The sequence below is a fragment of the Paenibacillus sp. M-152 genome, from assembly GCF_003856555.1.
Classification (GTDB): Bacteria; Bacillota; Bacilli; order Paenibacillales; family Paenibacillaceae; genus Paenibacillus; species Paenibacillus polymyxa_C.
In genome coordinates, this window is record NZ_CP034141.1 from 5,518,940 (window position 1) to 5,544,856 (window position 25,917).

Annotated in this window: 25 protein-coding genes; 7 read left to right on the plus strand and 18 right to left on the minus strand. The window is 43.3% G+C overall.

Translation table 11 applies throughout. From position 1 onward, the window contains the following. Nucleotides 1-250 precede the first annotated feature (250 nt). Entirely contained in the window at nt 251-547 is a 297-nt protein-coding gene (locus EGM68_RS24220) for a WXG100 family type VII secretion target (protein WP_107733762.1), read from the minus strand. A gap of 39 nt (nt 548-586) precedes the next feature. Next, the gene (locus EGM68_RS24225; protein ID WP_129550173.1) at nt 587-2,044 is read right to left on the minus strand and encodes a lipase family protein; all 1,458 of its coding nucleotides are present in this window, start codon (nt 2,042-2,044) and stop codon (nt 587-589) included. 79 nt (nt 2,045-2,123) lie between these two features. Between EGM68_RS24225 and EGM68_RS24230 the strand changes: the two genes are divergently transcribed. Further along, complete coding sequence (locus EGM68_RS24230) at nt 2,124-2,471, plus strand: hypothetical protein (RefSeq protein ID WP_040102645.1); 348 nt, start codon at nt 2,124-2,126, stop codon at nt 2,469-2,471. A gap of 247 nt (nt 2,472-2,718) precedes the next feature. On the opposite strand, the gene EGM68_RS25845 is transcribed toward EGM68_RS24230, so the two are convergent. The 11 genes from EGM68_RS25845 to EGM68_RS24280 form a co-directional block, all read right to left on the minus strand. Then, on the minus strand, nt 2,719-2,865 hold the full coding sequence (locus EGM68_RS25845; RefSeq protein ID WP_165264080.1) for a hypothetical protein: 147 nt from the start codon (nt 2,863-2,865) through the stop codon (nt 2,719-2,721). A 28-nt stretch (nt 2,866-2,893) separates the two neighbouring features. After that, nucleotides 2,894-4,288 (minus strand): hypothetical protein, encoded by a 1,395-nt coding sequence (locus EGM68_RS24235; protein ID WP_129550174.1) that lies wholly within the window; start codon nt 4,286-4,288, stop codon nt 2,894-2,896. A 21-nt stretch (nt 4,289-4,309) separates the two neighbouring features. After that, nucleotides 4,310-4,924, minus strand: a complete 615-nt coding sequence (locus tag EGM68_RS24240; RefSeq protein WP_240664103.1) for a hypothetical protein — start codon at nt 4,922-4,924, stop codon at nt 4,310-4,312. A gap of 38 nt (nt 4,925-4,962) precedes the next feature. Further along, nucleotides 4,963-6,090, minus strand: a complete 1,128-nt coding sequence (locus tag EGM68_RS24245; RefSeq protein ID WP_129550175.1) for an N-acetylmuramidase domain-containing protein — start codon at nt 6,088-6,090, stop codon at nt 4,963-4,965. Between the two features lie 24 nt (nt 6,091-6,114). Continuing rightward, on the minus strand, nt 6,115-7,332 hold the full coding sequence (locus EGM68_RS24250) for an NADase-type glycan-binding domain-containing protein (RefSeq protein WP_240664104.1): 1,218 nt from the start codon (nt 7,330-7,332) through the stop codon (nt 6,115-6,117). 224 nt (nt 7,333-7,556) lie between these two features. Then, the gene (locus tag EGM68_RS24255; protein WP_129550176.1) at nt 7,557-9,020 is read right to left on the minus strand and encodes a discoidin domain-containing protein; all 1,464 of its coding nucleotides are present in this window, start codon (nt 9,018-9,020) and stop codon (nt 7,557-7,559) included. Nucleotides 9,021-9,178: 158 nt separating this feature from the next. Continuing rightward, a complete protein-coding gene (locus EGM68_RS24260; RefSeq protein WP_129550177.1) occupies nt 9,179-10,627 on the minus strand; it encodes a discoidin domain-containing protein in 1,449 nt (482 codons plus the stop codon). Further along, nucleotides 10,628-13,498, minus strand: a complete 2,871-nt coding sequence (locus EGM68_RS24265; RefSeq protein WP_129550178.1) for a phage baseplate assembly protein V — start codon at nt 13,496-13,498, stop codon at nt 10,628-10,630. It abuts the gene before it with no gap. A gap of 52 nt (nt 13,499-13,550) precedes the next feature. Then, nucleotides 13,551-13,928 carry a DUF4280 domain-containing protein gene (locus EGM68_RS24270; RefSeq protein WP_129550179.1) on the minus strand — a complete coding sequence of 126 codons (378 nt, stop codon included), beginning with the start codon at nt 13,926-13,928 and terminating at the stop codon, nt 13,551-13,553. Nucleotides 13,929-13,942: 14 nt separating this feature from the next. Then, a complete protein-coding gene (locus EGM68_RS24275) occupies nt 13,943-14,455 on the minus strand; it encodes a hypothetical protein (protein WP_025676770.1) in 513 nt (170 codons plus the stop codon). Next, nucleotides 14,439-15,044 carry a hypothetical protein gene (locus EGM68_RS24280; RefSeq protein ID WP_129550180.1) on the minus strand — a complete coding sequence of 202 codons (606 nt, stop codon included), beginning with the start codon at nt 15,042-15,044 and terminating at the stop codon, nt 14,439-14,441. Before EGM68_RS24280 ends, EGM68_RS24275 begins: the two co-directional genes overlap by 17 nt. Nucleotides 15,045-15,414: 370 nt before the next feature. On the opposite strand from EGM68_RS24280, the gene EGM68_RS24285 reads away from it, so the two are divergent. Next, a complete protein-coding gene (locus EGM68_RS24285; protein ID WP_129550181.1) occupies nt 15,415-16,599 on the plus strand; it encodes a sensor histidine kinase in 1,185 nt (394 codons plus the stop codon). Between the two features lie 135 nt (nt 16,600-16,734). On the opposite strand, the gene EGM68_RS24290 is transcribed toward EGM68_RS24285, so the two are convergent. Further along, complete coding sequence (locus tag EGM68_RS24290) at nt 16,735-17,691, minus strand: nucleoside hydrolase (RefSeq protein ID WP_013373589.1); 957 nt, start codon at nt 17,689-17,691, stop codon at nt 16,735-16,737. A 212-nt stretch (nt 17,692-17,903) separates the two neighbouring features. On the opposite strand from EGM68_RS24290, the gene EGM68_RS24295 reads away from it, so the two are divergent. Continuing rightward, entirely contained in the window at nt 17,904-18,497 is a 594-nt protein-coding gene (locus EGM68_RS24295; RefSeq protein ID WP_025676764.1) for a hypothetical protein, read from the plus strand. 77 nt (nt 18,498-18,574) lie between these two features. Here EGM68_RS24295 and EGM68_RS24300 read toward each other — a convergent pair whose 3' ends face one another. From EGM68_RS24300 to EGM68_RS24310, 3 genes are read right to left on the minus strand one after another with little or no spacing between them, the layout of a single operon-like run. Then, nucleotides 18,575-19,183: a pentapeptide repeat-containing protein gene (locus tag EGM68_RS24300; protein WP_025676762.1), complete on the minus strand. Its 609-nt coding sequence runs from the start codon at nt 19,181-19,183 to the stop codon at nt 18,575-18,577. A 38-nt stretch (nt 19,184-19,221) separates the two neighbouring features. Next, nucleotides 19,222-19,731 carry a MarR family winged helix-turn-helix transcriptional regulator gene (locus EGM68_RS24305; RefSeq protein WP_040102632.1) on the minus strand — a complete coding sequence of 170 codons (510 nt, stop codon included), beginning with the start codon at nt 19,729-19,731 and terminating at the stop codon, nt 19,222-19,224. Then, nucleotides 19,721-22,093, minus strand: coding sequence for an ATP-dependent DNA helicase (locus EGM68_RS24310; RefSeq protein ID WP_129550182.1), 2,373 nt, complete (start codon nt 22,091-22,093; stop codon nt 19,721-19,723). The genes EGM68_RS24305 and EGM68_RS24310 overlap by 11 nt, the downstream gene beginning before the upstream one ends. Nucleotides 22,094-22,260: 167 nt before the next feature. Here EGM68_RS24310 and EGM68_RS24315 point away from each other — a divergent pair, with 167 nt between their 5' ends. Next, nucleotides 22,261-23,337, plus strand: a complete 1,077-nt coding sequence (locus tag EGM68_RS24315) for a diguanylate cyclase (RefSeq protein WP_129550183.1) — start codon at nt 22,261-22,263, stop codon at nt 23,335-23,337. Between the two features lie 134 nt (nt 23,338-23,471). Beyond that, nucleotides 23,472-23,645: an aspartyl-phosphate phosphatase Spo0E family protein gene (locus EGM68_RS24320; protein WP_013373596.1), complete on the plus strand. Its 174-nt coding sequence runs from the start codon at nt 23,472-23,474 to the stop codon at nt 23,643-23,645. A gap of 63 nt (nt 23,646-23,708) precedes the next feature. On the opposite strand, the gene cidR is transcribed toward EGM68_RS24320, so the two are convergent. Next, nucleotides 23,709-24,614, minus strand: a complete 906-nt coding sequence (gene cidR, locus EGM68_RS24325; protein ID WP_025676757.1) for a cidABC operon transcriptional activator CidR — start codon at nt 24,612-24,614, stop codon at nt 23,709-23,711. A 131-nt stretch (nt 24,615-24,745) separates the two neighbouring features. On the opposite strand from cidR, the gene EGM68_RS24330 reads away from it, so the two are divergent. Continuing rightward, nucleotides 24,746-25,117: a CidA/LrgA family protein gene (locus tag EGM68_RS24330; protein WP_013373599.1), complete on the plus strand. Its 372-nt coding sequence runs from the start codon at nt 24,746-24,748 to the stop codon at nt 25,115-25,117. Continuing rightward, the gene (locus tag EGM68_RS24335; protein WP_013373600.1) at nt 25,114-25,791 is read left to right on the plus strand and encodes a CidB/LrgB family autolysis modulator; all 678 of its coding nucleotides are present in this window, start codon (nt 25,114-25,116) and stop codon (nt 25,789-25,791) included. Before EGM68_RS24330 ends, EGM68_RS24335 begins: the two co-directional genes overlap by 4 nt. Nucleotides 25,792-25,917: the final 126 nt, after the last annotated feature.

Sequence of the window (25,917 nt, forward strand, 5' to 3'; positions counted from 1 at the left end):
TGAAACTTCATTAACTGTAGCTCGTACAACAATGCTCCAAAATAACAGCAACCTTAAGATGCAGACTTCAAGATTACTATCGCCGCATTCCGTGAGATATTTTTTCCTTCTACTATATATGTAGTATATATGTAGTTTTTATGTACACACAATTAAACCGTACCCCGCAGAAGTCTCCTAGCGATAGTACGGTTCTTGTAAGTTATGTAGCTGGCCACAACAGCATAAAGTTAGCTATGATATACGCCTGTCACCATTGTGCTGCTCGTTTACGCTTTTCTTCCCGTCGATCAGCTTCTTCCATTTTGCGAATATAACGTTTCAACTGCTCTTTATGCTCATCCAACTCGTGGATCCGTAATGTGGTTCCTTGGAGAAACGCCTCCATTTTGCGTGTTAATTCAGCAGCCGATTCGCCTCGCCAGTCTTGCAGACGACCATATATATTTTTCATCTGTTGCTCCTGATGCTGAAGTCTTTGCCTTAGCTGCTCGCACTGCTGTACAGCTCTCCGCAGATCCCCCAGGCTCAAAGATATTCTGCTCATCTCTTTCGCCTCCCGTTGTGTTCTTCCAGCTGCTCATTCTTATTGATCCACCATCGTAAATTCCTGGCCCTTACGATCGATATACTCTGCTATCTCTGTGATCGACTCCTGATACCAGCGATTAATTCGATCCAGTGTCGCCGTAGCACTATGCGCAAGCGGGGTCAAAGACTGGCTTTCACTTGTCCCGATATGAGCCTGAAATAACTGAATGGACGCACGGGTATCACTGGAAAATCCATGTAAGCTAGAACGCATCTGATTTGCCGCATGCTTTAGCTCTTCGGGTGTTAATTGAATTGTGCCCCCATTTTTGTTGCCTACAAAATAAGCTCCACCATTAGCGCGGTCATTTTGGCCTGCTCCCATCAAATTCACACCGAGTGCATTAGCAGCAAACTGCCCGAAGGCACCTAATTGTCCCTCGTAGCGTTCGATCAAATTGCCCATGACTTGCTTAAGCTCTGCCTGTGCGGCCAGCATTTGCTCGTACGCCTGCACCCGCGGATTACCTTCTACCAATTGTCCGTCCATAGTGTACAGCGGATTGCTGATATTGCCGTTTTCATCAAATGTGAAATGCTCCATGCTATGCGTTGCTTCTCCAAATACTGAATTATAGAACTTCGTAATCGGATCTTGCTGCATCATAGGCAACGTAATTGGGATATAGACAATGGGAGACCATTTGGGTCCCAAAAAAAAGTCAGCCCACTTATTTTCCCTTTTGACTGGTAATGAAACAGGAACAGTGATTTTGGCTTCATTAGCTGTCTTATAATCATTGTCTATAAAGTAGGTTGCACCCACATGTGGCTGTGCATCATTAACTCCCGAACCAATAGTATCTTTCGGATTGACATAAGCGACATTCGTCTTTCGAAAATCGCCATTTTCCACCTTCTTTTGAAGATCATCCGGCAATAGATGTACAATGCTTGGTGGATTATAACTGACGGATGACAGTCCGTTCCGCACCGCCACATATTCTGCCTCCGCTCCTCCCAGAGAATGGCCTGTGGTCGTTATTTCAGCAGAGGGATACTCTTTTTTTACAACATCATATAGATTTTGAGCTTGTGTAAATTGATTATTCTGATATTTTTCCTCATATTGAAGAAATGCAGTTTGCACTTGTGGTGGGAGTTTGGCCACCTCTTCCTTATTATTTTCATAATATTGATGGACTTCTTCCAACGTTTTCGCGCGTCCACCGACGACATCGCTAAAATCGGTTCCCCAGTCCATCGCCACGCTCCACTTGGGCCGATCCGGAGGTTCTGTACCCCTATAACCGATGATCACCTGATTGGTTTTTTCGTTATGGAATACGGTCGCATCGAATCCCGAACCGTTCGTGTCATGCAACATAGCTCCTTCGGGTTCAACAATCTTCCAATCAGGAAGGATTCTGCTTTTAGAATCTTTAGCAGTCAACTCCCGGTCATAAACTCTATCTGCAATGGTCCAATATGTTTTGTCGTTAATGTAGGTCAAGTTATTCCCACCTTGTCTATTGTGTAAATATATTATAGAGTTATGAAAAAGGTGATTACCAGAAAAGGAGAATTGTAACTTGAACAGAAAAATCCCACTGATTCTGGCACTTATTTTAATTGTTATGTATTTAGGAGGTTGTTCCAGCTTGTCCGACAAAGAGAAGAAAGAATTAGTAGATGTCGCTACTCCCATCGGCGTGGAGTTTATTAAAGAACACTATAATGCAGATTTTATACTAAAGGATTATACTGTGGATGATCCTGCTGTCCACTCAAGAATATATCTGTATGGGTACATTAAAGGTCACGAAGACAGCAAAATTACTATTTATTACAGTTATAAAACCAAAGAAGTAATCGACGTCTCTGGACCAGATTGGTTTATCGACAGCGAAGTTCCCAAATACAAGACCCCTTCTTCCTGAGAAGGGCTATTATAAATTTCACCGTCTAATTTTTCCCAAATTAAGAAGTAGTATAATTATAGTGCATCCTATTTACGAGCGATATAGCCGGGAGGAAAAATAAGTATAAAGTCATTGGATTCAGTATTTCTGGTCATAGTACATAGCTTAGGCGGAATAGGTCTTTGTAACTGTATGTTAGGAGAAAATTGCATAGATGAACAAATAAGGCTCCTTAGGAGCCTTATTCCCTCGTTGCCTGACACATTTACCGTTTTTCACTTTGGGTGCGAGGCTGATTTATATGAATAAAAGGATATTCGCCTTTGCTTATTTTACGTTTCCATTCTTGGACCATATCTTCCTGGGTCGACGGTTTCTCATGCACGATTGCTCCTGTAGTTACTTTAGCCATGCTCCCCCCCCTCTCTTGGTGGTTTTATTTACTGCGTCTTTATCTTTTCTCCAGTCATTTTAATGTTTCCGTCCATTTCAACCAAACTCGTTTTACATTTTAAACCGATGGCATCTTTGGCTGTGACTTGTATTGTGTTACCCGCATTGAGTACTAGGTTTCCATCAGCCTTAACACGGATGTCCTTTTTACTCCGCAATTCGATGCCGTGGTCATCTAGCAGTCGAATCACCACTTCATCGTCGTTCCCCGTGATTAAAATTTCATTTTTCTCAAAAATAATGGCTTTGCGGTACTTGGTCATAAAGATCTTCGTGGACGGGTCCTGAATAAAGTCGCCCCCTTTGGATCTCTTGCGGATTGAATGAGTAACAATGGCGTCCTTTTCTTTAGCGGTCGGAAAGTAAATGTCTACAAAGTCAAACAACTCCGGCATACAGTACCATCCTGTATTTCCTTCCGATGTATAAAATGTAGCCGTTGGGAAAGCGTAGGTTTCCTTGACATTCGGCTTGACCTTATCCATTTCATAAAAGAAAACCTTCACGTGGTCCTGCTCGATTCCAATAACCTTCGATTTTAACGAGATACCACGAATGCTTTCATTTACAATCAAATCCTGCTTCATTCCATCCAATGTAGTCAGTACATATTCATGCCACAAAGCACTATGGCGTATAAACGCAACCGATTGCAGGACGTATAATGCTTTCCCTTTAAATTTAACCTCCGCCCCAATTTGCAGTAGGGCATCTCTAGCCCCTGTCGTTTGCACTTTATAATATAAAAGGTTGTCATCCTTGCTAGCTCCTGGTTTGGTTTTTCTGGTCATGGAGTAATTATACTGCCTGAGCTCATCCTGATTGACGCCATCCGGTAATCCAAAATAAAACTGAGGTTTTTCACCAACCGGATCAGGTATTAGTCCCCAACCGAGCCGAGACGCTATACGTTTCAGAAACAACCAGTCCGTCTCATCAAATTGCATCGTAAATTCCTGTAAAAGTTGATCCTTCAACCGACTCGTACAATTGGCTTTGGGATAGGATTTGAGCACGTGTTCAAGCAATGCTTGCAGCTTCATCTTTACATTTTGAAAAGATTTTCTATGAGGTATTTCATCCATCTGGCTTGTATAGGATAGAGCTTCGACGACCAGATAGGCTACATTGGATACCATCTTGATTCTGAACTGCGTGACTGGCCCTCGAAATAGCACACTCTGGTTATGATCGTCATTCATATATGAAACAACTAACTTCGCCCCTGCCTCCATATGATCTGTATATTCTTCCATTTGAGCACCCGTTAATACACCTGTCAAAATGACCTTCACATGCTCATTCATTTTCTGTACAACTTTAACTTTCGGATTTTTAAGAGATAAAACTGTTCCATTATACTTGATGATTGGATATCCCATGTTACCGCTCCTTTTTGTCGGTTAGTTTACGTTTATCCGTTGTTTGCTTACGTATTGAATGACATCTTTAATGGTTCTATTATGTCCCTGATCGTTAAGAGTCTCATCTAATGCAGGGATTGTGGTAAAAGTTTTATTTTTTTTCTGAAAATAGATACCTGCTATTGGAAATGGTTTTGCACCATCTGGTCCAGTGCCCGTTTCATAATAAGCAATAATGATAATGTCTTTTAAACCATCCTTATTTACATCCCTAAAGGCTGCCGCTTCTATGCCCTCATCAGCATACCACCATTCATTTCCATACATATCTGGAAATGAATATACAACTCGCTCCTGGTCATCTAATAGAAAAAAGTAGTTTTTGGGGATTTCATCTTTCTTTGCTTGAGTCGATACAAACCGTACTTTCCCAAAGCCCTCAAGAGTAGTTTGAAAAGACTGCTCCTCGTTAATGGTATACTTATCTGTGTTTAGTTTTTTGATATTACTATATACGTTGTTACGCGTTATAGAACTTTGCATCGGTTTAGTTAAGGTTGCAGTCTCTTGAGGAATAGCTGAATATAATCCCCTAGCCTTTAGCCCATTTAAAAAGCTGGATATAACAATTATGAAGATAAACACTCTATACATGCACCTGCCCCCTTGAGCTCTTCATTTAAACATATATATTAACTATTCTTATACAAGTCAGTATTTGATTTTAGCTTTTTTGTGTAATCATCTACTTTTGCTGGTCCGTTATATCCACGTACAAAGCGTCTTAAATCATTTGTTTGTAAAGAACTAAGTAGATTTTTAGAGTTTTTTATATATCTGGAGAACCCTTTTATCTGCTCTTCATGCCCAGAACTGAATGCCAGAAACATATCTTTAGCAGAACTGTATCCCGCCATTTTATAATTAGAGCCCAATATTTGCCCCAATCCCATACTTATAGAAGTATAAGCTTTTTTTTCATTCTGAGTGATGGCAAAATTCAGAGTAGCATATTCACTGCTCTGATTAGTGTGCACTTCTTTCCACTTCATTTCAACACTTTCTCGATATCTATGCTCCTTCCAACGTTTTTTTGGTTTATCTAAAAATGTAAACAATGAAGTTGGATGCTCTACAAAATGATGCACTTCAAATCTTATTACTAACTTGCCATTTCTAAAACCTGAGCCTCCTGATTCAACAAGAATAACGGCTCCAAGTAAGTTAGGATCGACGTTTAACTCTGCTCCTAGTTTTTTAATAACGTCACCATACTTCTTTTTGAATTCAGCAACAGATCCAAAACTGCTTTTATCACCTTTTCCTGTTTCAATCCCGTCCGTTTTTGGCGTATTTGGAGGTTTAACTTCTTCTTTCTTCTTAGTATCATCAGATGGTGGTGATGCTTTAGTACTCGTATCGATCAAACCCAACTTCTCTCGTATAGCCCGTCCCGCTTTCTCAGCAGCTAACTTCTCCATGATATCTCCACTTGCCTCTGCAGTCATCCAACGAACGGTTTCTTTTTGCATTTGCTCTTGAGCCCATTTGGGGAACGTAGCTATTTCACGTAATTTGCTTCGCAGCCCCTCTGCCAGCTTTTGCGCTTTACGCATACCAACCTCGTCACCATTGGCTTGAGCAATATACCAATCTTCTTTGTATTTACGCATCCAGGTTTGGGCCCAGTCGGGGTAATTTAGTTTTTGTTTTTTCTGTTCTGCTGCAAGATCAAATGCCTGTGCTTTCCTCTGTGCATTAGCAGTTGTTAAAGCTTTCAACATAGGAGTTGCACCAAACGTTGGCTCTTTCCATTTCATATGTCTTCTCCTTTTTTACGAATACTAAAAGAATCGTATCTCTGACATGCAGGTATCGTGATATTTGCTTCCTCGCTCTACGTCCTCAATCGTTATTTTCACGAAAGAGGTATGAATGGGGTTATCAAGAAACTGGTTGCTTATAAAATCATTATCTATCATCATGGTCTGCCCGTTTGAAAACTCCAGTTTCATTCGTTTAACTCTATTATTTGCTCGGAAAGCTTTGGATGACTTAGCTAAACCATTAATAAGTTCAAACCCCTTCAGTTCTTGCATAGAGCCGAAATCAATTTTGATCCACTCCCCGATCCCGTCTCTCTTAACTCCTTCGCACCAGGCTGTGCTCGCATCTCCATCCATGATATTACGGGCAGCATAGGAGTTCCCTGCCTGATCTGGAAGTGTAGATGAAGCAACAATTTTCTGTGCCGGAATGCTTTTCCGATATTTCATCAAATCCGTTGTAGTTTGTATCCATTGTGTAGGGGACACGTTATAGCCTATCCTGTGGAACACATTGGAGTATTCTATAGGCAGATCTGTTTGGATGTCTCGTTGTTGCATTTCACCCTTCGAGTTCAAATAAGCAACCCTGTGGTTATCCGAGGTTATAACAGGAGAGTTTGTGGCTTTCATTAATAACCTCTTCTCTCCTGTTCTGATATTGAGCAAATACGTCTTATCAAGATCGTAAGAAGAGAGCAGTAGAGTATCGTTATAAAGCCACTGTTCAATCTGTATGCCGTCTAATCCTGACTTAATTTGTTGGATTAGCTTGTTCTTGGACAAGTCATAGATCAATATATTATGGTTACTATCTACAAGGGCAAATTGGTTACTGTCAGGTGAGAACACGGGAAGAACGAGATAGTGGCCATCGTTTAAATGTCCTAATGCTTTCGTTTTTTGCATCTGATTTATATAATAAAAAAAGGCAGCATCCTCTGTGTAAACACACTTCCGAAAGTCAGGAGACATAACGGCGTAGTCCCTATTCGGCACCTGAAATTCAGTTATTTTCTTTGTGGTAGACAGATCAAAGATTTTAATGATTAAATAATCCAAATCCTGCGATTCTCTACATAAAGCGATATGTTTGCCATCATCCGAGAAACCAGCCAGATACAACTCATTTTCAGGATACGTTTCACCTTCACTTGCATGTAATTTACCTATAATGTCGTCTAAATCAATATAGGTATTGCCTGTAGGATCATCCATGTCAGCTGAAAAATCCATAGGCATGTTTCCATTTTCCGCTTCAAACAACAACCAATTTATGGGCCTTTTTGCTGGAGGAAGTTTCTTGGGCTGAGAGACAGAAGCATGAGTGTTCTTCCGCTCCTGTACTACTTTTTAGCCCTCATTCGATTGTATACACCCGCATAGCATGGAAAAGATCATGACGAATAACGCAATTTTACTTATCCATACCGCAGTTTTATTTCGCTTTCTACTGCTCATCACAATAACTTCAGCTCACCTATACAAGTATTGGGGAAATCCGTGCCATTTTTGACTTCTAGAATGGTAACTTTAACGAAAGATGTCCGTATAGGTTCATCGAACTTGAAGCGGGTGTCATTATTCTCAAGCACCACAGATTGTCCATCCGAAAAATCAAGTTTCATTTTTTGGATTGCATTTATGTCTAAATACTTATTGTTAACTCGTATAATACCGTCAACCATCTCCAAACCTCTGACCTCTTGAATTGAACCCAAATCTATAGTTACTGTTTCTCCTATTCCGCCTTCCTTCGTTCCTTCACACCAAGGGGTTAAATTATTATCGTCCGTTAAATTGTTCACATTAAAAGAATAGTTACTCTGATTAGGAAGTGTGGAAGAGGCCGTAACCTTTTTCACTTTGACCTTGTTGCTATATTTCATATAATTGGTTTTTGTTTCGATCCACTGTATTGGAACTACCCAGGTTCCTTCACCACTTACAATGGACGAAATATCTTCTTTTTTCCCACTAGCTACAGCAATCATGAACATTTTTACAACCTCATCATCTGCCAGAACCAATTTTTTTTGATCTGGGGATAAAATAAAATCGCCCTCATTTTTAGTTATAAACTGTACTTTTCCAGTGTGTATATCTAGTGAATAAATATCGTTTATGAAAGTATTATCTTTTTTATAAGTGGTATAAATAAGTCGGTTCTCCTGATCCCATTGCATAATACTCGAGACATCAGTGCCTGCAAGCAGAAGCTTCGTACCACTATCACCAGATAGATCAAGCATTACGATCCCTGTCTGATCATCAACAAAACATAACTTGGTGTTATCCGGTGAAAACACTCCCTGAGCAATATTACTAACATCAGCTTTGCCTTTGTTAGTCTTCAATTCTTTAGTTCTTTTACTTATTGCATCATATAAATACAAACGTCCGTCCATTACGTATAGATATTTGCTTAAATCAGAAGAGATCACAGGATATTGAGCCGTTGGCGGCAATTTAAACTCTCGTTCTTTTTTTCCCGCGTCCAGATCGTACACTTCAATAATGAGCATCTCCTCTGGTTGCTCCCCATAAACATCTCTGATAATCGACATACGACTGCCGTCACTTGTTATTTCCCCAACATATACTTGTGAGCCACGATATTTTAGACGTTCTTCCCGAGTTTGCATGGTGTCAATCAGGTCGTCGATACGGATATTAGTTTCTCCAGTAGGATCATCTAAATTGGTTAAGAATTGGACTCGATCTTCTACGCCTTCTTGACCATTTAAAAGCCAACTTGCCTTCTTTTCAGTCCCCCTTGTAGCATCCTGATTTACCTTAACTTCATTACTTGATGGTATATTGGGGGGCTGCGAAGACGTAGCAGTGTCCCCTCCTGTGTTTGCGGTACATGCAGATATCAGCACTGAAAAAACAATAATTAAAACTCCTTTTATATAACGCATGATTTCTCCTCTCCGTTAAACTCTCAACAAAATCCTTTTGCAAGATCAAATGCCTGTGCTTTCCTGTGTGCATTAGCGGTTGTTAAAGCTTTCAACATAGGTGTTGCACCAAACGTTGGCTCTTTCCATTTCATATGTCTTCTCCTTTGTTAGAAATGCTAGAAAAGTCGTAGATCAGATATACATGTATCCTGATATTTCGTTCCACGTTCAACCGATAAAATAGTAAGTTTAATAAATGAGGTATAAATGGGTTCTTTAAAATTTGGGCCTGCGTTAAATTCATTTAATACCAGAGAGGAACCGTCTGAGAATTGCAACTTTAGTTTCTGAACTCGATTGTTTTCCCGATAACTTTTTTCAGACTTAGCATATCCATTAATAATTTGGATGCCATTTACCTTTTGTAAAGAGCCCAGATCTAATACAATTGTTTCTCCTTCCCCGTTGCCCTTCACGCCTTCACACCATGCAGTAGCTTTATTCCCATCCACCAGATTTTTGGCATCATAAGACTGGCTACCTTCACTTGATAGAGTGGATGAAGCCTTGATTTGATGCACTTTTATTTCACTTTCATATTTAGAAAAGTCATTAGCGGTATAAAACCACTGCACAGGTGTTACCATATTTCCATCAATTGTAGTGATGGGTGCAACCTTACTTTCAAAGCCTGTGTTTATATTCAGTTTATAATTGGACGGTGAGTCTAATTTTTCAAACCATAACTTCGACCCATCGCGAGACATTAAAGGTCGCTCCATCCCTTTGCCTAAAAAGCGCTTCTCTCCATTACTTACATTTAACAGGTACGTTTTAGTTACTGACATAGAATCAAAGGAATAGATTATTTTATCTTTCTGAACCCATTGGTTAACTATCGCCATGCCAGAATCTATATGGATTTTCTTAAAGATTTTATAATTTGATATATCAAGAATGACAATATTCTGCTGGCTGTCGGTAAAACAAAATTGGGTACTATCCGGTGAAAATTGTCCTTGATAAATATCATCTATATCTATAGAACTTGCATCTAATTGAATAGCTGTTGATTGATTAGTTAACGTGTCATATATATACGCTCTATCCTTATCCTCATATAAATACTTAGTTAAATCAGGGGAAATTACTGGGCGGTTATAAGGTAGCCTGAATTCATTTGCTTTCTTACCCGAATCTAGATCATAAATCTGTATTATTAATTTCGCTTCTTCAAATAAATCTAATACGAATGCGATTTGACTCCCATCTTCTTGAATTCTCCCTACCTCTACATAGGAATTTCGATATTTCTCTTTATCCTTCTTTGACTGTAGGAGACTAACCAGTTTCTCGGCACTTAAGAACCGTTTGACTTTTGCCCCTTCCAGCTGAACTAAATATGTTACAGGATCTTCTTTGCCTTCTTCTTCCGTTAAAACCCACTCATTCTTTTCATTCTCTTTAGCAAGTTCCTCTTTATCACTTTTATTAGATAATGCCACCGTTTCTGAAACTACACCTTCCGTTTTCGAAGAAAAGGAATTGGGGCCTTTTGCAGAAGCATTACATGCTGATAATACTATTAAAAAAATAATGACTAATATGTTTTGGAATATCTTCACTTAGATCCTATCCCTCCGATCAAGAATAGCTAGGCCTTTTATAGGATTAGGTTTTTCGTTCAATGAATTTTTCACCACGCCTACTGAACTCAGAAATTTTATATACTCGTCTTTATGGATCGTTATACAAGCTGTCGAAGTCGGCCTACCTTTAGTATCCGTATTATAGCCTTTGTGTATATTTACCCCCTCTGCTATGGTATCCTTTTTTTGGTTTCCTTTGGTTGCCGGAACTGCTGCGCCATCCCGAATACGCAAAGCAGGATAGGAACGCTGATGCAATCCTCCTACAAACTCATACACTCCATCTTTAACCGTCTTATCCTTGCTCTCATAATCAGGAAGTGTGCTGGTATTTTTGCTTGTGTACTTAATCTCACCGTCTATCACCACAATAGCCATCGCTCCATACCGACCTTCTGGATGATCCAACTGTTTGTGACTATAAGAACCATCTCCTTCAAAGAAAAACACAAGGGGTGCGTTACGGTTCGAGGACAATTTCTTTTTAATAATGCTGTTATTCGTGTAATCGTTTATTCTGTACAGAGCTCGAGCCTGATTACCTTTTATGCCCTTACTGCTTATATATTTCTCAATCTTTTTCACCGCCACCAATCCATCTTTATAATCCTCAGGATCTAATGGCTTTGGTTCCTCCTTCGGCGGCTTTTCAGGAGTAGTCGGTGGCTTCTTGCCCGGTTCCGTTTTCGTTGTTTTAGTTGTTATCGTTGTTGTCGTTGCTGGAACTGTTGGCGCTGCAGCCTTATTCACCTTAGGCCATGGAAGAATCCCATTGGCTACTTGATGCAGGTATACGGCCAGCACATCACGATCATATCTCTTATTTTCCAGGCCATATTTTTTCGCAAAATCATGCAGTGCAGCGTTAAGTTCCTTATCCCAATCGCCTGTAGTTGGTAGCTTGTACGAGAAGCTGTCTGGATACTTCTTGGCAAGCTTGTTCAAATTATCTCTGGCAAGCAGGCTGTTCACACCATACTTACTACGCAGGGCAGCCTCTTCCTTAGCAATAGCCTTTTGATCGGCGATGGTCAGCTTATGGGCCGCATCTGCGTATTGTCCGGACAGCTCCTCCAGCCGATTCGCATCCTGATAGGATTTGGCTGAATGCCCACGAATCAGCTCGTTGATTAGCACGTTGTCACGCAGTTGGTTGGCGAGAAGATGCATCTGCTTTTGCTTAGCTTTATCGTTGGCGCTGTGTGCTTCCCACCACTGGGACGTGTTTTCGTGCATTTGCGCTCTGGCCCAGGCAGGCATACGATCTATTTCTGCCACCTGTTGACGCAACTGCTTGGCCTTGGCTGCTGCTTCCTTGGCCCCCTTTTTATCCCCTGCTGCCACGGCTTTGTAGTAGTCCGTTTTATATTGCAAAAGCAAATTCTGCACCCATTGCGGATACCCTTTTCCCTTCAATTCTTGAACCAGGGATCTATAGGCTTTTAGTTCGGCATCAGGCACCTGACTTTTCATAAACTTACTAGCCTTGATATGAAGTGTTCCATCGGTTCGGATATAGCTGGTTTTGCATGTTAGAGATATTTCACGCGTAGCGTTCATTTGTACTTTTTTGCCGTGCAGCACCAGGTCTGTATCGGCGTGAAAGGTGAGATCATGATGACTATACACGTGAATACCGGATGCAGGGTTTAAGCGTACAAGTATTTTTTCTTTCTGGGTGGAGAGGGCTAATTCCTTATCATCGAATCTCGCCACTTTTTGTGTTTTGGTATGAAACAGCTTTCTTGACGGCTGGCTGATTTCATCTCCTTTGTAGTCTCTCTTACGTAGGGATTGAACTACACGAGCTTCCTTTTCATTGTTGGATGGAAAATACAAATGGACATGATCCCCCAGCTCAGGCATGCAATGCCAACCGATCCCAGCACCGGTATACATGGTGGGATAAGAGAACCAGCACCCTTCGACTTTGGGCTGCATAGAATCCACGGACAAGTGAAGTTTAACAGATTCGTTTTCACTATTTAAATCAATAACTTTCCCTTCAATAGAGGTACCTTTAATAAACTGATTATGTATAACCTCCCTCGGAATACCCTCTTCTGGAACGAGAACATAGTCATAGGTCATAATACCTTGCTTCATCTCTGCATGAACCTGATCAATAACCCAATGTTTTCGTCGAAACAAGACTACATCTCCAAGTTCAAAACGTTTCGTATCCTCCACTTCAGCATATGTATACCGAGGGCCTGACTTTGTTTTTTGGAGGGAAAAGTTAATGCTGCGTAGTTCACCTTTCACCTGTTCTTTCGAGGTACCTAACCATAATCTCGGGTATACGGATGTAATCTCGGCAATCAACCCGGAGTGTAGATGAGAGGCCATTCTTTTCAGAAACTCCCAATCACTCTCCCCATACTGAATAGTAAAGCCGCCGAGCTTTTGATCGCTGTCTGTCAGGTCAATAAAATCGCCATGTGGATAGGTATCTATAAGTTCCCGAAACAATTGATAATACGTCAAGTTCCCGTTTTGAAAAGAACGATTTTTCCGTTGTCGATCCAGTATATATGTAAAAGAGGCCGCCTCTATGTACATGTGATATACACCATTTTTGAATCCAATGCTAATATTGGTGACGATTCCTTTAAAAATGCTCACTGTCCCTTGATTCTCATCTATCTCGTATACCTCTAGCACATCTTCATCATGCGCTAAACCATCATACTTAGCATGGTCCTCATCCGGTATGAGAGCAGTGAGGTACACTTTGCCGTGCTCATTTACCTTCTGTGTCAATGTAATATCCAGCAGCCGGACGATTTCATACGGTGCATTTACTCTAATATTGCCATAAGTCAGCACAGTTCCAGCTAGTCCCATCTTCTTCCCCCCGTTTGCTCTTCACGTGATGCAAATCCCCGTAAGCTGTTAGCTATTCCTGCCCATCTGTCATGAATGAAATTTTGCCGCACCACATGCATAAATTCGTAGAGCAGCTCATCAGGGCAGGAGATTGATCTACGTATACATCTCTTTTTCCATTCAACCAAGGCATAGATACACTCGGTTTGCAGGGCTGAGGAATGATTTTTCCAGAATTACCTTTGTTAGCAGAAGAAACAACAGGATTATGCATACTATGGCACATTCCGAAAGAAGAGATATGCGTCTGCGGGTGAAAATCCTGAATATTTCCTTGCAACTTATCACCAATACTAATCCCTCTATTAGCTGAAACACTAAACCTGCCCGAATGACTTCCATAGGTACACTGTATCTGTGCTCCATCTACTACATAGCTCTCACTCATTCTCAGACTCCCCTTTATATAAACGGCCTCTCTGTTTCGACCTTATGTAATTTCATCCCTGTCAGATTAAACCTCAACATGCATTCAGCTACATCTAAATCTACAATGATATGCTGATCGGCTTGCTGAACCCTGAAAATCTTATGATGCTCCACTGCATATGCATCTAAAACGATTTTCCTTAATGTGCCGTCTCTATGATATTCACTAAGTGGTGATAAACACCTCAAGCTAGGCGGATGAGTCAGCCAATACCTCGTTTGCTGCATTCGTTGCATATCGGCAAAAACAACCAACTTCCAGCTTAACCCAGCTTGATATATATCAAATATCTCCTTTAGTTGTTCAGAAACGATGGGTACTGGATGCTCTATAAAATCAATATAGTCCGCATCGCCTGATACATAAAATTGCAAAATAGACTCTTCATCAGTACACGATGAGCTGTCTGCCCATTCCAATAGCTGCCTGCGATTCATTTCTATTGGATATGTATACTCTGTAATACGATTATCCTGTTGAATCATGTAGTACTCCATAAACCGTTGAATACACCGCCTCACTGATTCCTTTATACTCTCCTATTCTTATTTCCAAATCGTTCTCGCATTTCAACGCCTCGAATTCAGGAAGTTGTACAGCCTGCTGCATAGCGTCCTTGGCTAATTTCAGAATATACTGATGAAATTCCCACGCAGCCTGAAGTACAAATCGCTCGACATCCGGCTGAATAACCTTATTCATATAAGGTTTTCGAAGCCGACTCAATTCATCCTCCAGTTCTGCCAACAGTCCGAACGCCCAGCCTGCATCATAGGTTCCACGATAAGGTAGAGGATCAAAGTACCAGTTCACCCCATAGACCTCAATGACATAGTTATAAATGCGCTCCCGTAGATACGTACGCCTCATAGAATAGGTAATGTATCCGATTGTTGTCTTGTCCGCTTCTGCAGAATTGGCTTGTAAGCAAATCGATTGAAAAGATTGGATAAAAGAGAAGATAAGTTCCTCTTTTCTATGCTCATACAAGACCGCTACCTGATATAATTTCTCATGCAACATATCTTCCGCATAGGTCTTATGGAAGTGATCTAGGGCTTCCCGTCTATTCATAATCCCACCTCTGAACCTATTATATAGAATATTCACATGATATTACTGGTTCCATTCTCCTATTTTATTACACAATTTTCATATCATGAGATTACATATGAATTTATGAAAACAGAATGAAAATAATCATATTTTTTCGTGAATGTGTAATATACAAACAAAAATCTTCCCAGAAAGGCTAGCATTCGGCCTACGACATGAAGTTTTGTGCAAACGAATAGGTAATTGGAAGTAGTTAGACTCAGGTTTATAACGAAATAATGATGTATAATTAAGGATACGCTCCAACAATACATTCGAGGAACAGGAATGGGGTACACAAACTATTAGAGTTTTGATCACCACCACTTTGCATCAAGATTGGAGACATATGACTACTTCACCTACAGGTTTTTATAATAGTATTCAAGAGGCTACCGCACATGTCATTGATGTGTTGAGTGATATTCTACATGTTAATACCATTTTTATTGCCTCTAATGACGGGGTTACCAATGTAATTGTAGATTCATTTAACCGGGAAGAAGTGCTGGTTCGTAATGGAGAGGAGCTTCCTTTTGAGCTTAGCTATTGCAGTCTGGTGCTGAACCATTCCGCGGATCACCTCACCATTTCGGAAACGTCTATTCATCCGCAAACACGTGATTTAGATGTGACTAAAACCATTGGAAATCACTCATTTACGGGAATACCCATACGTATGAAAAATGGCCAGGGGTATGGAACCATTTGTATTTTGGATGCGCCATCTGCACAATTGACTGAAACAGAAATGAAGGCTCTCAAGGCTATGGCTGTATTTCTGGGTTATGTGGTTGAACTGGAAAAAGACAAGATCGATGCAGAAGCTTCTTCCATGAGCAAGCTGGATTTGATTTCTTCCCTGAGTAACAAAATTCGTTTTTCGCTCACTGAAATATGGGGAGCTACGGATCTAATGATGACCACGGAGTTAACAGAGGAACAACAGCAATATATGAGTATTATGGAAGCTAGCAGTCGCTCGCTTATGATGCTGTTGAATAATATTCTGGATTACAGCAAAATTGAATCCGGGCAAATCGATGACATTGAAGATCCATTTGATCTGAGAACGATGATGGAAAATGTGTTGAGCTTGTACACAGAGGTAGCTGCGCAACGGAATTTGGAATTGAGGTTGGATTGGAATCTTGCAAGCTCGCCTATTTTTATCGGGGATGAGGCTAAAATTCGCCGTATGCTGATCAATTTGGTAGATAATGCAGTGAAATTTACAAGCACAGGATCAGTCACCTTATCTGCAAATACCCAGTTCGTGACCAATGCGCCTGAGGCTGAATTGGAAGTAAGGGTAAAGGATACGGGGATTGGTATATCTCCAAATAAACTAAAAATGTGGCTGGAGCATGACTTCGGGCCCTCTCCCTCCTATGGCAATCCCGGCTTGGGTTGGCAGATTACCAAACAGCTGTTGAAACGAATGAATGGTACAATGACAGGGGTTAGCGAACCTGGTAACGGGACGGAGATAACGCTCCAATTTACCCTAAAAACATATCAGGAGTCAGCCTGAACAAACGGTAGGCTTGCAATCATGTGGGGCCAATTACAGTAATAAAACCCGTGACGGATAACGTCACGGGTTTTGCTATGAATACGCACTAGGCAGTGTGATCACTTTATGCCACACATTTGTACACAGTTGGGTTTAGTAACGTTTGGGAGCAGCCTGCTTGGCCAAATCCGCCATATACGTAAAGAAAGCTTCCGGGTCTGTATCATATACCAGATTCACAGGGCGTCCATCCGCCTGTTCCACCGTTCTGCCCTGACTTGGGCCTTCTGCAATAACGCTGCAATGCACCGTCTTTTTCTTGACAATGTCCGGGCGTCCTACGGATGCAGTGGTCAGTACATCCCACAGGTAGTAGGTAGAGTTCGTCTCGCTGTACACGAGCGGAGGACATCCAGCGTAGCAATTGCCCAGGAAATCAACGCCTTCATATCGGCGCTCGGCAGCCCAACGATTGCGTACGGCTGGAGTTAACGGCACTTTGCTTGTGCTTTCCAGCGCCACCAGATCAATCGTGATGCCGCTTTGCCACACCCGATAGGCCGCTTCCGGGTCCCAGAACACATTCCACTCTGCGGTACCGTCATGCTCCGGCTCCTCCACATTCCCTTTTTCAAAGGTGCCGCCCATCCATACCAGCTTTTCAATCTTGGCTTCAATATCCGGTGCTTCATCCAGCGCCCGTGCCAGATCGGTTAGCGGTCCAGTGAATAGCAACAGCGTTTTACCTTCAGCTCCGCGTACCTTTTCGATCAGATGCTGATGAGCTGGCAGAGATGAAAGCGGCGCTTCCATTCGTCCCGATTCATTCAGCACAGGTAATGCATCTACATAGAATGAATGTAAACGCCAAGCGGCAGGGAACGGATTTTTACCGCGTGAATTAGACTTGGCGACTTCAACAGGCCCTTTATTTTGTCCAAAACGATCAATAATTTTTCGGCTGGCATCCGTCGCCGGCTCCAGGTAACCATCTGCTGGAATAACCGATACTCCGGTCAAATGAACTTGCTCCATCTGAAGCAGCATAAACAGGGATACTAAATCATCCACGCCACCATCATGATTAAAATAAACGTTTGTCTGACTCATCTGTCTCTTCCTTCCTTTATCCCCGTAAAACAGGCTTGTTCTTATCAGCAACCATCCTTCATTATGCCTGATCGCTTCACAGGAGTAAATGTGCGATAGCGCCTGAATGAGGGATTTTTTTGTTTGCTCCGTGCTTAATCAAGGTAGAAATGTGTGTAATAACAGGGTAGAATCATGGGTCCTAATCGGAAGCGTAGGAAGGAGAGATGCATATGACAGCCCGAACCATAGAAGAGTTGGAGCAGATCCGCAAAGAGTGCAAATCCATGGTAACGAGAAGGGCTGCAGCTTCGGGAGGAGCTGTATTGGTCCCGATTCCGGGGGCTGACGTTCTTGCTGATGTCGGCATTTTGATGCAGCTGCTGCCTGCCATTAATGAAAAATTCGGATTATCTGAGCAGCAGCTAGATGGTCTGGATGCAGAAACCAAGTCGATGGTGTATGGCTTTATCACTTCAATTGGCAGCAAGCTGATCGGGCGACTCATCACCCGAGAAGCCATCGTGAAGATTTTGCAGAAAATGGGCATTCGCATCGCCACCAAGCAGGTTAGCAAGTTTGTCCCTCTACTGGGGCAAGGACTAGCCGCAGCGATTGGCTTTACTGCGATGCGGACCATTGGCAATCGGCATATCGATGAGTGCTACGAAGTGGCTAAACGCCTGCTGGAGCAGCAAACTGCCGCAGATACGGCACGCAACTGGACGGTACCACAGCAACCTCTAGATCCTGTAGGTGTCGATAAGTTACCAAATCAGAATCCAGAAGCAGCGATTCCGCTACTGCCGGCATCCCATAAAGATTAATCTTTCAGATTTAGTATTCCTCCAATTCTCCAGCACGGGGTAACACAGGTCGAGACAGCTCCTGTATCTCCGTGCTTTTAACCATCTATCTTGGCACCATAAGAGCGGGCCACTGCTACTGCCAGTTCGATATCCAACTTGGCTCCGGTAATGTCCAGATCTTTAAAATTCACGCCATCCATCTTCGCACCGCGCAGGTCGGTTCCTTGAAGGTGGGCTTTGTGCAGCCTTACCCGGGTAAGATCCGCCTCGCGCAAATCTGCCTTTTCCAGATGGCATTCGGATAAATCAGCTTCCTTGAATCGTATTTTTCGCAAATCCTGTTTTCTTAAATCTGCATGACGCAAATTCGTATAAGACCAGTCTCCGCCCGTAATCGTGATACCATCCATATTCGCCCCCGCAAAGTCTGAACCTACCAGCTTACAGTTATCAAACCGGACTACAAACAGATTCGCGCTGGTGAATAGACAATTGGTAAAAGCGGACTCCTTGTAGTGAGATGCATTCAGAATGGCTCCGGTAAAATCACAGTCCACAAAAGTACAGTCTTCCACAAGGGACTCATTCATCTCCACACCCCGAAAACGACATCGGGTAAACTCGCAATTTCTCCACTCGCCTTCTCTGGCATCCATTGAGCCAAAATCACGGCCTTCATAGACCTCATCTGTATAAAAGAACATATTTCCCTCTCCTATTCCTTATTCCCGACATCAGGGATTCAGCTTTTCGGCAAGGACCGCTCAAAACCGCCTTTCATTTTCCCCAGTAAACCCTTCATCATCTTATGATCCTGTGGCGTAAACTCAGACATGCATGACCGAATCAGCTTTGTATAATAAGGAACTATTTTGCTTAACAGTTCTCGTCCTGCCTCTTTTAATCCGACAGTCACCATCCGTCCGTCACTCTCGTGAGCCACACGTTCTATCATTCCATCTCGCTCCAAACCGTCGATCAGTCCCGTCATGGTCCCACGCGTGACATCCGCTTTTTCCGCTAACTCCGATGGTGTCATGCGATGCGGCGCATGGCAATGCAACAAGCTAAGAACGATAATCCGGCCCTGAGAAGCCCCCAGTTTGGTCAAATCTGTATCCATTTCTCTGAAAATACCGTTAGCCAAGCGCGCAAATGTCACAAATGTCTCTATATTATCTACTTCGGCATCCTCATGTCCAAAGCTACGCAGCACCCCGCGTATGGAATCATTATGAAAATTAAAATTCATAGTCCATCCATTCCTTCCTTAATCCCGCTTGTTCCGTCAAACGGTAGCTTTTCCACTCATCTGGCAGCAAAGAGGCATATGGCTCCTTGGCAAAACGATCATCTACCAGGACCAGCAGCCCCTCGTCATGCTCTGTGCGAATAAGTCTGCCACCTGCCTGAAGAACCTTGTTCATCCCCGGATATACATACGCATAGTTGAAACCATTTCGTCCCTGTTCCGAAAAATAATCCCGCAGCACATCCCGCTCCGCTCCAATTTGCGGCAAGCCGACGCCGACGACCACTACCCCGTTCAAGCGATCCCCAGGTAAATCGACACCTTCAGCAAAGACACCACCTAGTACGGCAAAGCCGAGCAGGGTGCGCTCTTGCCCAGGTTGGAAGGCCTCTAGGAACCGATCACGCTCCGGTTCGGTCATACCCGGACTTTGTATCAATGTATCTGCAGACACGTCCTGAAGCATGAACTCCTCGTATACCTCTCGCAGATACGGATAAGACGGGAAAAACACGAGGACGTTCCCCTTCCGCTCCGCAACCAATCCAGCCAGCATATCCGCAATCGCCCCTTTAGAACGCTCACGATCCCGATAACGGATGGAGAGCGGCAGCAGACGTACATCCCATTGCTCCTGATGGAAAGGGGAAGGGACCTGTAACGTATAGTCTTCCTCGCTTGCTCCAAGCATGTCCCGGTAATAAGCAAGCGGTGTCAACGTCGCCGAAAAATAAATAGTCGAGCGGTAGTTCTTTACAGCCTGTCCCAGCAAGTGCGAAGGGTCGAGGCAGAACAGTTTGATCCTCACCTCACTGCGCCCTGCTTCAATATAAGTAACGTAACGTTCATCGTATAAAGCAGCGATTCGCAGCATATTTTGGGCGGTAAAATACGTATCCAAAAGCAATGCGTAGGCCGTACTTTCACTGCTTGCGCGATTTGTACTGTTCCCCATCACCAGTTCACGTTCAGCGGCCTCCACAAAGGGCACCAATAACTCCAGCACCTCTTGCGGTGCTGCTGTTTCCACTGCTTTTCCTGTATCTGCATGCAGCTTGCGCAGCGTAATCATATGTGCGTTCACTGCACTCGCAGTCGTAGCAACCTCCGGGCTTAGCAACTTAAATTCTCTTTTCAGTTCCAAAAAAGAAGATTTCAGGATTTCCGCCGAAAACATGTCCCGACCGCGTTCCACCAGATTATGCGCCTCATCCACCAGCACAACACCTTTTCGCTTGTGCTCTTCCAGCAATCTCTTCAAAGAAATCCGTGGATCAAAAACATAATTATAATCACTGATTATACCATCCGAGGCATACGCCACATCTAGCGAAAATTCAAAGGGACATACCTTATGTTTGCGCGCATAATGCTCAATCACCGCCCGCGTCATTAACGTCTCATTCGCCAAAATATCGGATACTGCACCGTTGATCCGGTCGTAATAGCCCTCGCACATGCTGCATGATCCAGCATCACAATCATGTTCATCCTTAAAGCAAATTTTATCCTTCGCCGTCAACGTTACCACATGCATGTGCAGCCCTTGAGCCTGCATTCGGGCATAAGCTTCTTCAGCTGCTGCCCGAGTGGTGGTACGAGCCGTTACATAATATACTCGCCTAGCCAGCCCTTCGCCGATCGCCTTAATCGCAGGATACAAGGTGGATACCGTTTTACCGATACCTGTGGGCGCTTTGGCAAACAGGTTGACTCCTTCAGCAATCGTCTTGTACACTGAACCCGCTAAAGTTCGCTGACCTGAACGATACGTGTCAAAAGGAAAGTCCAATATGGCAATACTGGCATCCCTCTTCTCCGCATGTGCTCTCAGGAGGAATGCATACGGTGCATAACCAGCAATCATCTCCTGAGCGAAAGCTTCCAGTTCTGCAAAAGATAGCATCCGTCTGAAGCGGCGAATGTCTTCACTGTGTGCTTGTACATAAGTAAGTTGAATCTGCATGGAATGATGCTGCTCCTCACGAGCAATCATATAGGCATACAGAAATGCTTGTGCCCAGTGCACGGGTTGGCCGTCCCCCTGAATATCTTCGAGGGGCTGAGAGGTCGATTTAATTTCATCAACCGTCCATACACCGTCCAGCTCAATCAATCCGTCACAGCGGCCCTCAATGATAAACAACTCACCCTCATACGAAATTTCGGTACGTAAATGTACCTCTTTGCGATCATGCTCCTTGTAACTCTTCTGGATAGCCTGATGCACACGAGTTCCTTCCTGCATACTGCTATTCGAGCGAAAACCGCTCTGAATGCTGCCACTCCGATGCACATATTCCACAAGTGGACGCACCGAAATGTGAATTGGTTCCTTCATGCGATCACCCGTTCCGGTCATAGTCCTTACACTGTACCACGTAGATCAACGAAACGTAAGGGACATAAGAATCGTTTGTGGTCGATTGGTATTCATTCATATCTACTTTTTACCGAAATATAGAAACGAGGCCTTTTACTTTATTCCCAACATACTACAACTCACATTACAGCATAAAGGACAGGGACATGTTAAAAGAATTAATTAACAATTTTGCGTTATTAACAAGCTTCTTATTCTTTGGAAATTTATTATCCCGGAAATATGAACGTTACCTGACAAACCACGCACTCATTCATCAGGTAATGAACGGTTTAATGCTGGGCCTGTTTGGCATTCTGTTAATGATGACCGGTTTATGGATCCATGGGCACTTTGTGGTTGATCTGCGCCAATTGGCGATTATCATATCTGTTTATATAGGAGGAACGATATCCGGTTTGCTGACCACCCTGATCGTCATCTTGTATCGTATTTACATCACAGGGGGGTGGACGGACATTTCTCTGACTGCTACGGTCAATTGCTTCGTGACATTAGTCGTTTCACTTATCTTTATTCGAGAAAAAAAGCTAACACTCAGCAAATGGATGTCAGCCGTGCTTGGAGCTGTTGTTGTGTCGCTGTTATCTACTTTCTTTGTAGCTAATCCACCCAACTTAGAATCAATAATAATGATCACAACCGTGAAGATTCTTGGCGGCTTGTTCACTTATTTTATGATGTCCCATATCAAAAAAACAGAACGGGCTATTCACCTGCTGGAAGAGGCTGCGAACCGCGATCATTTAACCGGGCTATACAGTCCGCGTGCTTTTGATGCGCTGTTCGAAGAGGTACTTCATGCTTCCAAGACTACAAAAAAACCCTTTGGACTTGTGATGCTAGATATTGACCACTTTAAAAAAATTAATGATACGTATGGCCATTTGAACGGAGACGCCGTCTTAAGCCAACTGGGAATTTTGTTAAATCGGGAATCTACAACGAGAGCATACCCCTCCCGTAAAGGCGGAGAGGAATTCGCAATTCTACTCGGAGATTGTGATATCGAAAAGGCGGCAAGCTTTGCCGAGAAGATTCGAAAAGCTGTGGAAAATGAATGTTTTCTCTTGAATGACGGAACCATAATCTCCTTAACCGTATCCATCGGAGCAGGCAGCTCTCCTGCTATTGTATCGAGACGTTTATTGGAAAAGGCAGACGAAGCGTTATATGAAGCTAAACGATCAGGACGCAATCGGGTAGAGTTGGCAAAACCATAATTATTAGTCGCTAAATGTCAGGAAAGCTGGATTAATGTTAATAAAAAGTGGTAAAATGGAAATAACATCGTTATCAAAAAAACTGCTGCCGCTAGTGGAGACATGCCTTACAATCGACATGGGGGGTGGGCTTTGTGAACCTCGAACAATTGGAAAAACTCATGGAAAAAGAACGCCGTGAACTGAATCGCATGGCTGACTTACACGGATTAAGAGATGAACGTGTATTGGACAAATCCTCCAGGCTTGACCGTATTATGGACAAGTACCTTCACACCAAGCGCGCAATAAACCAAACACACTCATAGAAGCAAGCTACTTCGCTGCCCCTCAGGGCAGCTTTTTTATGATGTAAGCCACATCCGTCCTTCTCACCGACGACTTCCGCCATATTCTGTCCGCAACAATCGCTGTGTGAAAGATATCCACTCTCTGGCAGCAAAGGACAGATAACGATCGTTCCGCCAGATCATCCCCAAATGCCAAGGAATGACAGGGTCTACCAATGGAAGAACACGCAAGCGTTCGGAATCCAAATCCCGGCATATCGCCTCCGGCAATAACGCTACTCCCAGGTTGGCAGCAACCATTTCGCTGATCAAATCCCATTGAGAGCTTTCATAGACTACACGCGGCTGAAAGCCAGCACGAACACATTCGGCAATGATACGGTCGTGTAGCGTAAAATCCTCACGGAACAGCACAAACGCCTCCTCTGCTAACGCAGATAGTGGCACCTCCTTGCAGTCGGCCAATGCATGCGTCGGATGAACGAGCAAATTCAGCTTTTCTTCCACAAATAGAAATGTCTCGAACATATCTCCAACCGGAGGCAGCACAATCACCCCGATATCCAGTGCCCCAGCTTCTACGTCCTGCTCCACTTTCTTCGCTCCATCCTCGAACAATTGAATGGTCACATCGGGAAAGGCCTTGTGGAACTCTCCAATGACACGCGGAAAAAAGCTCGATCCGACCATAGGAGGCAGACCAATGCGGATATGTCCTTTTTTCAGGTTCATCAAATCACTCAGCTCCGAGGACAGGCTCTGAAAGGACTTCACAATCGCTTGTGCTTGAAGCTCAATGACCTTGCCCGCATCCGTGAGTTCGATTCTTTTGCCAATCCGATCGAACAAAGTAACTCCCAGTTCTTCTTCCAGGCTTTTAATCGTCTTACTAATCGTCGGCTGAGTAATAAACATGCTCTGTGCTGCCTTCGTAAAGCTGCGTAACCGCGCGACTTCCAGAAAATATTGCAAATGTCGGATATCCAAAGCTATACCTCCTCCCATAGACAAACGGAATAGAATTCATTCTTTATATGCATTTTACTCATGAAAGCTTGTGATGTAAAATTTCATTACAGTTTGAAAATAACGGATCTCAAAGATAGGAGACTTTATATATGAAAAGCTTCATACGCGGTGTCCTTCAGATCGCCGTCCTGATGGCCTTTTCGCTCATCCTGAACGCGGTGGTCTCCTGGCTCCACCTGCCTATACCCGGTAGTATCGTCGGTATGCTAATTCTCTTTATTTTGCTGCAAACCCGTGTGGTCCGACTAAGCTGGATCGAGGTTGGCGCAAACTGGTTGCTGGCCGAGTTGCTATTATTCTTTATTCCCTCCGCTGTTGGCGTTATGAATTATTGGCCGATGCTGGAACACGATGGCATGAGCATTATGCTGGTCGTGCTGCTCGGCACCTTTCTGGTGATGGCCTGCACAGGTATGATCGCCAGTCTGCTTGGTAAACGAAAGGAGCATAAATCATCATGACCGGTCTTCTATGTATTGTATTGACACTTGCTATTTACTGGATGGCCAAACGCATGTACCGCACATTGCCCAAGGTGTATTTGTCCCCATTGCTCATTACACCTGTGGTTATCATTTTGATTTTGACGTTGACGGGTGTGAACTACCGTTCTTATAATTCAGGCGCTCATTTTCTATCCATGCTGCTACAGCCAGCTACGATTGCATTTGCTGTCCCTTTGTACCGATATTTCCCTGTGTTAAAAAAACACGCGGCCCAAATCGTGCTTAGCGTGTTATCTGGATCTGTCGTAGCCGTGCTGTCCTCCATGGCGCTCGCCAAGTGGATGCACCTGGACTCCTCGCTGCTGAGCAGCCTGATTCCTCGCTCGATTACGACACCTATTGCGATGAATGTATCGCAAACGATTGGCGGTAACCCGACAGTCACGGCGGTATTCGTTATTCTGACCGGATTGAGCGGTCTTATTATCGGCCCGATGATCGTCAAACTGTTCCGTATCGAAAATGAAGTTTCACGCGGGGTATTGCTCGGTACCGGTGCTCATGGTACGGGTACTTCCAAAGCATTCGAATTCAGTTCGCTGACAGGCACGATTTCCAGCATCTCGATGGTGCTCGCCGCTCTCTTTACCTTGGCGGCTGCGCCCTTCCTGTTCCACTTGATGCTGTAAGCCATCTGTATACAAAGAAGCAGCGATTCTCTTATGAATAGAGGATCGCTGCTTTTGTTTTGTAGGCCCCTTTTTCGCTGAAAGCAGTGATGCGAACGAAACAATTGTAGAGAAGCGGAGCGGTCA

Excerpts from the sequence above, each read along its gene's own strand:
- EGM68_RS24275 (WP_025676770.1), bottom strand. The coding sequence starts at position 14,455 with ATGATTCAACAGGATAATCGTATTACAGAGTATACATATCCAATAGAA.
- EGM68_RS24250 (WP_240664104.1), bottom strand. The coding sequence starts at position 7,332 with ATGGATTTTTCAGCTGACATGGATGATCCTACAGGCAATACCTATATT.
- EGM68_RS24265 (WP_129550178.1), bottom strand. The coding sequence starts at position 13,498 with ATGGGACTAGCTGGAACTGTGCTGACTTATGGCAATATTAGAGTAAAT.
- EGM68_RS24285 (WP_129550181.1), top strand. The coding sequence starts at position 15,415 with ATGACTACTTCACCTACAGGTTTTTATAATAGTATTCAAGAGGCTACC.
- EGM68_RS24300 (WP_025676762.1), bottom strand. The coding sequence starts at position 19,183 with ATGTTCTTTTATACAGATGAGGTCTATGAAGGCCGTGATTTTGGCTCA.
- EGM68_RS24245 (WP_129550175.1), bottom strand. The coding sequence starts at position 6,090 with ATGAAATGGAAAGAGCCAACGTTTGGTGCAACTCCTATGTTGAAAGCT.
- EGM68_RS24315 (WP_129550183.1), top strand. The coding sequence starts at position 22,261 with ATGTTAAAAGAATTAATTAACAATTTTGCGTTATTAACAAGCTTCTTA.
- EGM68_RS24280 (WP_129550180.1), bottom strand. The coding sequence starts at position 15,044 with ATGAATAGACGGGAAGCCCTAGATCACTTCCATAAGACCTATGCGGAA.
- EGM68_RS24310 (WP_129550182.1), bottom strand. The coding sequence starts at position 22,093 with ATGACCGGAACGGGTGATCGCATGAAGGAACCAATTCACATTTCGGTG.
- EGM68_RS24235 (WP_129550174.1), bottom strand. The coding sequence starts at position 4,288 with ATGGGATATCCAATCATCAAGTATAATGGAACAGTTTTATCTCTTAAA.
- EGM68_RS25845 (WP_165264080.1), bottom strand. The coding sequence starts at position 2,865 with ATGGCTAAAGTAACTACAGGAGCAATCGTGCATGAGAAACCGTCGACC.
- EGM68_RS24295 (WP_025676764.1), top strand. The coding sequence starts at position 17,904 with ATGACAGCCCGAACCATAGAAGAGTTGGAGCAGATCCGCAAAGAGTGC.
- EGM68_RS24305 (WP_040102632.1), bottom strand. The coding sequence starts at position 19,731 with ATGAATTTTAATTTTCATAATGATTCCATACGCGGGGTGCTGCGTAGC.
- EGM68_RS24240 (WP_240664103.1), bottom strand. The coding sequence starts at position 4,924 with ATGTATAGAGTGTTTATCTTCATAATTGTTATATCCAGCTTTTTAAAT.
- EGM68_RS24335 (WP_013373600.1), top strand. The coding sequence starts at position 25,114 with ATGACCGGTCTTCTATGTATTGTATTGACACTTGCTATTTACTGGATG.
- EGM68_RS24220 (WP_107733762.1), bottom strand. The coding sequence starts at position 547 with ATGAGCAGAATATCTTTGAGCCTGGGGGATCTGCGGAGAGCTGTACAG.
- EGM68_RS24270 (WP_129550179.1), bottom strand. The coding sequence starts at position 13,928 with ATGAGTGAGAGCTATGTAGTAGATGGAGCACAGATACAGTGTACCTAT.
- EGM68_RS24330 (WP_013373599.1), top strand. The coding sequence starts at position 24,746 with ATGAAAAGCTTCATACGCGGTGTCCTTCAGATCGCCGTCCTGATGGCC.
- EGM68_RS24290 (WP_013373589.1), bottom strand. The coding sequence starts at position 17,691 with ATGAGTCAGACAAACGTTTATTTTAATCATGATGGTGGCGTGGATGAT.
- EGM68_RS24255 (WP_129550176.1), bottom strand. The coding sequence starts at position 9,020 with ATGCGTTATATAAAAGGAGTTTTAATTATTGTTTTTTCAGTGCTGATA.